10 protein-coding genes are annotated in these 8,873 nt (G+C 49.5%); all 10 read right to left on the bottom strand.

Features of this window, described 5'->3' with window-relative positions; genetic code table 11:
- Positions 1–97: 97 nt before the first annotated feature.
- Positions 98–550, bottom strand: a complete 453-nt coding sequence (locus I2D94_RS17540; protein WP_072685730.1) for a hypothetical protein — start codon at positions 548–550, stop codon at positions 98–100.
- A 33-nt stretch (positions 551–583) separates the two neighbouring features.
- Entirely contained in the window at positions 584–847 is a 264-nt protein-coding gene (locus I2D94_RS18755; protein ID WP_083538672.1) for a DNA adenine methylase, read from the bottom strand.
- Positions 848–1,024: 177 nt separating this feature from the next.
- Positions 1,025–1,186, bottom strand: a complete 162-nt coding sequence (locus tag I2D94_RS17530; protein WP_195397830.1) for a hypothetical protein — start codon at positions 1,184–1,186, stop codon at positions 1,025–1,027.
- Positions 1,183–1,578: a RusA family crossover junction endodeoxyribonuclease gene (locus I2D94_RS17525; RefSeq protein ID WP_195397829.1), complete on the bottom strand. Its 396-nt coding sequence runs from the start codon at positions 1,576–1,578 to the stop codon at positions 1,183–1,185. The genes I2D94_RS17530 and I2D94_RS17525 overlap by 4 nt, the downstream gene beginning before the upstream one ends.
- The gene (locus I2D94_RS17520) at positions 1,572–1,751 is read right to left on the bottom strand and encodes a hypothetical protein (RefSeq protein WP_195397828.1); all 180 of its coding nucleotides are present in this window, start codon (positions 1,749–1,751) and stop codon (positions 1,572–1,574) included. The genes I2D94_RS17525 and I2D94_RS17520 overlap by 7 nt, the downstream gene beginning before the upstream one ends.
- 281 nt (positions 1,752–2,032) lie before the next feature.
- Complete coding sequence (locus I2D94_RS17515; RefSeq protein WP_195397827.1) at positions 2,033–4,240, bottom strand: AAA family ATPase; 2,208 nt, start codon at positions 4,238–4,240, stop codon at positions 2,033–2,035.
- Positions 4,209–5,831 (bottom strand): DEAD/DEAH box helicase, encoded by a 1,623-nt coding sequence (locus I2D94_RS17510; protein ID WP_195397826.1) that lies wholly within the window; start codon positions 5,829–5,831, stop codon positions 4,209–4,211. The genes I2D94_RS17515 and I2D94_RS17510 overlap by 32 nt, the downstream gene beginning before the upstream one ends.
- Before the next feature lie 13 nt (positions 5,832–5,844).
- A complete protein-coding gene (locus I2D94_RS17505; protein ID WP_195397825.1) occupies positions 5,845–6,354 on the bottom strand; it encodes a DUF669 domain-containing protein in 510 nt (169 codons plus the stop codon).
- Between the two features lie 22 nt (positions 6,355–6,376).
- Positions 6,377–7,492 carry an ATP-binding protein gene (locus I2D94_RS17500; RefSeq protein WP_195397824.1) on the bottom strand — a complete coding sequence of 372 codons (1,116 nt, stop codon included), beginning with the start codon at positions 7,490–7,492 and terminating at the stop codon, positions 6,377–6,379.
- Complete coding sequence (locus I2D94_RS17495) at positions 7,492–8,787, bottom strand: AAA family ATPase (protein ID WP_195397823.1); 1,296 nt, start codon at positions 8,785–8,787, stop codon at positions 7,492–7,494. Before I2D94_RS17495 ends, I2D94_RS17500 begins: the two co-directional genes overlap by 1 nt.
- Positions 8,788–8,873 lie beyond the last annotated feature (86 nt).

Below are 8,873 nucleotides of genomic sequence, written 5' to 3'. Positions count from 1 at the left end.
CCGATATTGTACGGTATATCCGCAATGATCAACTGCGCCCGTGGGATCTGGTATCGTTTGGCGTTTTCAAAGTGATCATTGTATAATTCAATTTTCATTATTTGACTACCTCCAAGGTAAATCCCTTCCCTTCACTTTCGTTTCTAAATTGGCAATTAAGCCCGTATGCTTTCATCACATCTATTGTTTTTTTCTTGCCTCCTAACTGTTTCACTCTCATCGGATTCATATACACATTCCCAAATTTCACGATATGGGGAATAACATAATCCGTCAAAAATATTTCATTTTTGCTCAGTTTTGGCGGCAGGCAATCGCATATCTTTTGATCATATTCGATTTTTAAGTTTGTTGCGGCTTTTATCTTTCTCCATGTAAAAATTGTTCCGCTGAACCGTCCAGAAGCAATTTGCGCAAATGTGTTATAGTTAATTCCGCAGATTCTGGCAAATTCCGTATGATTCATATTTCTTTCGCTTTCATACTCGTAAACAAGTTTGATATTTTTTTCATATTGTTCTTGCTTTATCGTATATGCGGATGACGCCATCAGTATTTCATCCTCTCTATTGCACGACGCTGTTCAAGTAACGTACTCTGCGCGACCGTAAGTTGTAAGCTCAATCAACCGGATCAGTTCATCAGGCCAATCTCTCAGCACTTTGAAATAGTTGTAGACCTCTTCGTTAAGGTCGTTGATAGTCTCTACTCGACATGGAACTTTGTTAAAAAACACCGCGCCAGATCCGAAAAATGGCTCCAGATATACCTTGTGATCGGGGATATATGAGCAGATCCAGGGCGCCAGCCTAGTTTTAGCTCCAGGATATTTTAAAACCTGTTTCATTTTTCTTTAAGTGGGCACCACTTTGGTGCCGTTTTGACCGTGATCTCCCTTGATCCCCGCTCAGTTCTGCAGATCATCCTTGCCCCTGCACAAACGAGCTGAGCTGCTATGGGATGTGTGCAGTAATACCGGTTAGGGCTTCCGTTGGACTCCATAAATTTGCAGTGTTTACATTCGCTACATTTCATCTTTTTTCTCCCTTGCCTTTAGCTCATCCAAAGCGGCTTTAACCGCTAGCTCCATCTTGTATCCTGTGTCCATGTCGTTAATGCAGACTGGCCGCATGTTGGTCCCCATCCAGTTAAGCGCCTTGTAGGCATCGTCTAATATCTTGCTCATGATATTTCCTCCACTTGTATGTAAATCCCTGGGATATCCGCCCAGAACTTCTCGGCAATCTCTGACGCGACCTGGGCATCGTTATGCCAGTACCCGCAAGCCGTCATGCAGTCCTTGAGCAGCTTCTGCAGATTGTCAGTGTCCGGCCGAGTATCCTTGTACTGGCCATCCAAATGCCTGCTCGCTGGGAAGCACCACTTGACCACAAGCCTCAGAGGCCCGCTGAGCGGCGTATCCGGTCGGTGATAGGCAAGCGACCCAGTCAGCTTGCTACGCGCCACCTTGAGCTCTGGGGGATCGTAAAACCGGGGCTTACCGTTGACTACTGTAACCTTGTGCTCCTGGGCGGTCACCGTCGGCGGGACCATTGGCAAAAAAAACTCGATTACCACAAATGCACCCAGCCCTCTTGGTTATCTTTTTTTGCTTTTCTCTCAATGACATTTGTAATTTCCATATAGAAGCCTTCATCGTATGGCATCAAACTGTCGCAGTTTTCGGCATATGCAACTTTCGCATCTGGATTACAGGTTTCTAAAATTTCTATCAATTCACTTACTTTCATAATTTTCAAGTTCTCCTTCTTGGGGTCAAAATTTTTTGTCAGTGAGTTAGGGGACAGGGTTACAAGGGGGCGGACGTCACACGCCCCTTGTTCCTGTACCCCTTACTGACCCGTCAGGGACAGGGACACTAATATATTACGAAGTAATATATTTTGTCCCGATTTTTGTCCCTAGGGACAGACAGACAAAAACATGTATTTGTCTGTCCCTCAAATTTTTCAGGGACAGGGACAAAAACGTAATTTGTCCCTTTTGTCCCTCACTGAGACAGGGACAATTTCTAATTTTGTCCCTTGTCCCTCTGCTTTACGACACCGTTTTCAATTACAAAACTATCGTGTTCTTTTAACTTTCTGCGGACTGTTTTTTCCGATGTTCCCATATATTCCGCAAGAGCTTCGACGGTCACATCACCGTCGATCGTACATGCGCTGTATGCAGTTTCGATGGCTGCTTTTCTTTCCGCTTTTTTCTCGCCTGGCGGCTTCCGCTTCTCCTGAGCCTTCTTCCAGGCCGGCACCTCACCGTCCGGCTCAACATCTGCCAACACTCCGATATTGTCCACATGATGCACCGGATAATCAAACCAAAGATTGACGGGGGCAAACTTAGGGAACTCTCGCAGCGTGCCCTCGATCCGCCACGCCGTGCGTCCCTGCATTGCAGTCCTGGCCGTGAGAATGTCATCGCATAGCCGTTGATACTCCCGGTCGTCAAACGTCTCCCTGCAGGTCTGCGTCATCCTCGACGCGCTGCATTGATCATCCTGAGACATCTTGTAAAGCTGCCCGGCGCGCTGCAGGTAGTTCTTACACACCTGGCAGACCATCTGGTCATCCTGTTGCTTTTGCAAGCTCTCCGGCAGATCCAGCTCGATGAGATCCAGCAGCGCGTCCGGATCTCGCGCAAAGACTCCAGAACCAGACGCCCGATCCATACTTCGCTTGCTGCCCTGGCTGCCTTTGCTGTGATGGTGGCAGTAGATTACAGCTACTCCCAGCTCCGTGCAGACCTTGTCAAATTGGTTGCAAAAGTTAGCCATCTGGTCAGCGCTGTTTTCGTCGCCCGTGATGACCTTGTAGATTGGATCGATCACAATGGCGATGTAATCTTTTTTGGCAGCCCTGCGGATCAGCTTCGGCGCCAATTTATCCATTGGCACTGAGCGGCCGCGCAAATTCCAGATATCAATATTTTGCAAGTGCTGCGCTGGAATCCCCAGCGCCTGATAAACGTCTTTAAAACGGTGCAGGCAGCTGGCCCGATCCAGCTCCAGATTGACGTATAAAACTCGGCCCTGAGTACATGGCCATCCAAACCAGGATGCTCCCTCAGCGATTGCAATGCACAGCTCAATCAAGGAAAAACTTTTACCCGCTTTAGACGGACCGGCAAGCAGCATCTTGTGTCCCTGGCGCAGCACGCCATCAATCAGCGGAGCTGATAATGCTGGCATATTATTCCAAACTGATTCCAGCGGCTCTGGATCCGGCAGATCATCGTTGACAGCCTCGATCCATTCCCGCCATTCGTCCCAATTTGATTTTCCAATATTGGTTTCCATCAGGAATTGTTTTCTGCCTGCGCGGATCACGCCCGGCATTCGGGACAGCCTGGATGGATTTTTGTTCTGCTGGTCGATTTCCAGGCCATTTTTTTTGCATACGGTATAGAGATAATCCACCCGCTTGCGGTACTCATCATAGTTGGCTGCGTCCACCCTGACGATGGCATGAACGCTCTTTTTGCCTGAAAACACCAGGCAGGCCACTGGCAGTTCCAGCTCATGGATAATCGCGTTCTGTTTTTCAAGATCTGTGCTATCAGACTCGACAAGCGCAAACCGGTAATCAGTAACGTTATCATTTTTGACACCTTTACCATCCAGGGGATTAAATCGGATCCAAGCTCCTACCTCTGGGTTGTAATCGCCCAGCACAGCACCGATATCCCCTTTGCATTTGAGCAGCGCATCGATGAGTTGTCCTGCAGTCCGATCCCAGCAGCCTTTGGTTGGTAAGAACTTGCCATCTCGCTCAAAACTGCGGGTTACATATCCAACATTTTCATCGGATTCAAATAACGTTTCCAGGTATGTAATGAGTTCCTTGACTGGATCCCAGCTGACAGGCTCTTTAATCTCACGAGCCTCTACCCATCCTTTGTCCACAATGACAACATCGTCCTGTTGGATCACACTGTCCCAATCTAAACTATAGCCAGGATCAGAGGATAAAGCTGGCGTCCAGCCACGGTCCTTTGCCATCTGGACGATCGTTCCACCAGTTACCGGCGTTCCAGCCCCCACAAACGTGGACCATTTTTTAAAGCATTCTCCGGCATGATATCGACCACCATCGCGGGCAGACCAGGTATCCCAATCTGCCGCGGTGTAGCCCTCGTGCTTAAGCGCCATGCCTACGTTAACCCACTCTTGATAATTGCAGTCTGATGGATCAATGTATTCCAAAATTAATTTCAAATCCATCGTTATTTACCTCCGGTGTATAGTTTTGAGGATCGACACCCCGCGGTATGTGCCATCCGCACGCTTTAATTCGTGTAATCATGTTGCTGGCCGCTGAAAACTGCCAGGTTCCAACATTTTTAAAGCCTCTGCCTTCCAAAAATCGGATCTGTTTCGGCGTCGTCAATCCTTCTGCTTGCCGCTTATGCAATCGATCAAGCAGCATTGTTGCTTTACCGGCATTGTCAATCTCATCCGGCATTATCCCGAGTTTTTCAAGCGCTTCTTTTTGTTTATCACTTGCCGGTGCACACTCCCAGCCGAACGCCGGAACATAGCCGGCAAGATCTTCCGCCTGGATGCTCATTTCAAATTGCAACGGATCCACAAGCTTGCGTTTGCGTGCTCTCATCTGCTTCAGCTGATCTGCCAGCGCCTGCTCACGTTCGGCGACAACGTCAGAGGACGCCTGTGCTTCTGCTTCTTCCAGATCTACCGGACATCCGGCTGCTTTTTCAAGGTTTTCCGTCATCTTCTTTGCAACTTCTTCACTTTCACAGATTAGTGATGCCGGGTGGCAAAGCTCGTGTCGTTCCGTGTGCCAAAGAAAGTCCAGCAATAACAAGTCAGCCTTATCCGGTGCGAGGCGCGTGCCTCTGCCCACCATCTGACTGTATAGACTTCTCACCTTGGTCGGTCGGAGCACAATAATGCAATCCACCGTTGGGCAATCCCATCCCTCTGTTAAAAGCATTGAGTTGCATAAAACGTTGTATCGGCCGGAATCGTAATCAGCGAGGATCTGTGCGCGATCAGCACTCTCGCCGTTGACTTCAGCAGCCCGGAACCCTTTTTGAGTGAGGATCTCGCAAAACTTCTGGCTGGTTTTTACGAGTGGTAAAAATGCGACTGTCTTACGATCTTTGCAATATTTGAGCATCTCATCGGCGATCTGGTAAAGATATGGATCCAATGCTGTGCCCAAGTCACTTGCCTTAAAGTCCCCAGATTGTATCCCGACACCTGTCAGATCCAGCTGTAGGGGGATCGTCATGGCTTTGATCGGAACCAGGTATCCGCTCTTGATTGCCTGCGGAAGCGTGTACTCATATGCTAATGACTCGAAGTATTGCCCCAGATTACGCATGTCACCGCGATCCGGAGTTGCTGTAACCCCAAGCACCTCAGCATCCGGAAAGTGCTCAAGTACCCGCTGATAGCTGTCAGAGAGGCAATGATGAGCCTCATCGATGATAATCGTGTCAAAATAATCTTGTTTGAATTTTGCCAGGCGCTGCGGTCGGGTTAAGCTCTGCACGGATCCGACCACAATCCTAAACCAACTACCCAGGCAGGTTTCTTCAGCCTTTTCCACAGCGCTGCCCAAGCCGGTTGCCTGCATGATCTTGTCCGCTGCCTGATCCAGCAGCTCACCGCGGTGTGCCATGATAAGCACTCGCTTGCCCTGACGGACACACTCCTCAGTGACCTTGGCAAAGACGATCGTTTTACCGCAGCCTGTTGGAAGGACCAGGAGCGTTTTCTTTATCCCCTGGTCCCACTGTTCAAATATGGCTGTTTTGGCTTCTAATTGATATGGACGTAACTCCATAATCACTTACCCTTTAAAATGCTCCTGGCGTATATGGACTTTGGGCTGCCGGCAACAGCATGTCTGGGCGCGGAATAAATTCTTTAACGTCATTATACTCACTACCGTTGCTTGACCGCCGGCCGATCTTGCATCTGCCTTTCACTCCGATCGTTGCTTTCCAATTCATTTTTAATGGTTCACCTTTTCGCTTCATACCCAAACTCATGAAAAACGCTGATAAAGCCCACTCGAATTTACTGTGAAGGAAGAATCCCTTCTGCACTTTGACATTGCCTTCGGGTGCAGCGATAATCAGATTCACATCTACCCTTTTGCATGGCGGTACTTTCTCACCTCCGTTGTAGTATCCGTAACTATAACTCTCCACTGTAAAGTCATATTCGCCGGGTGTGATTAAAACAAACTCGGAATCCTTCGTGATTACTCCTTCATAATCTAATTCGTATCCATCCTGCGTTGTTGGCTGTTGTGCTGGCTGTCCGTACTGTGTCTGCTGGGTGTAAGGGTTATACTGTGTCATTTCTTATCCTCCTCAATATTTCTCAAAATGGTACATCTAAGTGTAAAACTGCATTTACAACTTGATCCCAGGCTCCTACTAAGGATCCTTGAATAAATCCTGGATCATAATTCCTGATAGGTGTATCTACTGGATAATAGTGTCTTTGCGCTACCACTCGCTGGATCTGCATCGGCATGATGTTATCTTTTTTCATCAGGTCGACAAGCGATTGTGGGATCCCGGTATAGTCGATATCAAATTGCGGATCGGGCTGTACCAGCTGTCCCTCTTGGATACCGTCTCCCGCGGCGATATCCATCTGCGGCTGCGGGACTGGTGTTGGCTGAGCGATCGGCGGTGTTGCCTGGACTGGCTGCTGTTTTGTCTGTAAGACCGGTTGCTGGATCGGCGGCTGTACTGCAGCTTGCTCTGCAAATAAATGAGCGATAGCGCCAAAATCGAACGGCAACTCATCCGGCAGGCCGTGACGGTTTTTAGCGTCCCAGCAGCTGTGGTGCGTTGTGTACATGACACGTTGGCCTGCACCCTGGGCTTTGTTTTTGCCCTTGATTACGCCTTGGCCGTCGACATTGACAACGATTGTCTTGTAGTTGGCAAATAGCACCATATCAGCCCACTCTTTGACCATCGGAGCTGTCTTTTTCTGCAGTTTGAGCTCCCATCTATCATAGGATCCCAGCTCATCCGGCTGCTCAAATTTGCGCATTTGTGCGTGAGCAGTCACGACGACGTTGATCCCGGATCTTACGACGTCCTCAAGTAGATTAAGCAGCTTACCAAACTCCTCGGCAAGGTATGTATAACCTTTGCCCCAGCCGGCGTCCTCGATGCCACCCCAGTTTTTTTGAGCGCAGATCTGTTTGATGCACATCTGCTCAGCCCAGTCTGCGGTATCGATCACCAACGTCTTGCACAGCCCTGGTGTTGATTTAACATACTGGACCTCTTGCAGCAGCATCGACCAGCTGGACGGTGCCGGCAGTCGTTTAACGTCCATGTACTTTGTGGAGCCCTCCGTGTCAATAAACAGAGGATCCGGAAACCGGGAGGCAAAGGTAGACTTACCAATGCCTTCCGGGCCGTAAATTACAGTTTTAATTGCGGTCTGGATCTTACCGGTGGAAATTTCAAACATTAGAATTCACCTGCTTTCCAGCGCGGCGCCGGGGCTTCGGATGCCTCTGACTTTCCAACAACCGTGCCATCCTCGATGATGATCGAGCACTCATCCCCAGTGCTGACCCGGGTCGCGATCGCCTGCAATCCCTGGGACTCCAGCCAGGCACCGAATTCCTGCATCGTCTGCAGATCCATCTGCTCCAACTTGTCCAAGAGGACAAATCCGCACTGAGGATTAAGCTTGCGGACAATGGCCGTGGCCACCTTAAGCTGATCGGATCCGGACATGTTGTCCCACTTAAACCCTTGGTAAATCAGCTCGCCATCCTGTACCGACAGACCTGGCAGCGGCAGATCAGCTCCCTTAAGCAGATCCAGCTTTGCCTGTCGGATATCATTGATCTGCACAGTCAGGGCATCATACTGGTTTTTGTAGATCCTGGCGTCTTCCTCGGCTTTCTCTTTATCCAAGTTAGCGCGCACTTTTCGGTTAATCTCATCGATCTCCGTGATGTTCCGCTCCAGTTCCTCGGTAGATTCATCTCGCAGGTCAAGCGCTGAGGTCTTTGCGATCTGCAGGTCAGTTTGGGCCTGCTGCAGCTCTGCTTGTTTGATCTGCAGCTGTTGCTGCAGCCTGGCTACCTCCTCGGTTTTGGTGTTGACCAGGTACTCATATTGAGATACTCGCTCGCGCTTCCGTTGATTTTCCCCGTTCCGCGCCAGGATATCCTGCTGCTGGCGGATCAGCTCCGACGCAGAGACTGGTTCCTTCGGTACGCCCTCAAAACTTTCCATTTCTTTTGCGTACTTTTCCTTTTGATCTGCGGTGCGTCCGATGTATAGCCGCTCCTGGTACAGCTTTTGCTCATCCATCTCCAACTTAGCCAGCTGGTCACCCACGCCGATGATCTGCAGCAGTGTCTGCGCTTTATCTTTGCCTGATGCGCTCATAAACTTAGGCAGATCTAGTGCCAGCTGCTCCACAAATTGATTAAGCAGCTGCTGACCGCCTTTTCGGCCGCTTGGGTCGATGACCTTAAGATCGCTGTTTTTACCTTTACGCTCCACGATCAGGCCGTTGGACAGCTCGACGTGCAGCTGCGGCGGCAGGACAGAGCCATCCCGCTGAGCCTGAGATGGCTTGTAGCGATCACCGCCCAGCGCCCAGGCGATGCTGTCGAGGACTGAGGTCTTACCCTGGCTGTTGCGGCCGCCGATGACGGTCAGACCGTTGGCTGTAGGCTCGATCTTAACTGCTTTGACCCGCTTTACGTTTTCGATTTCAAGCTGATTTATTTTTACTGTTTCCATACTCTCTCCTTTACATATATTTTCTGTGGCTATGTTTAACATTTTCCTGTGATACCTGGGCATAGATCATCGTTGTGTTGATCTCA

This window comes from Holdemania sp. 1001302B_160321_E10, from assembly GCF_015552275.1.
In the GTDB taxonomy this organism is placed as follows: Bacteria; Bacillota_I; Bacilli_A; order Erysipelotrichales; family Erysipelotrichaceae; genus Holdemania.
Note: the sequence above shows the minus strand (reverse complement) of the source record. Positions and strands in the feature narration are given on the sequence as shown.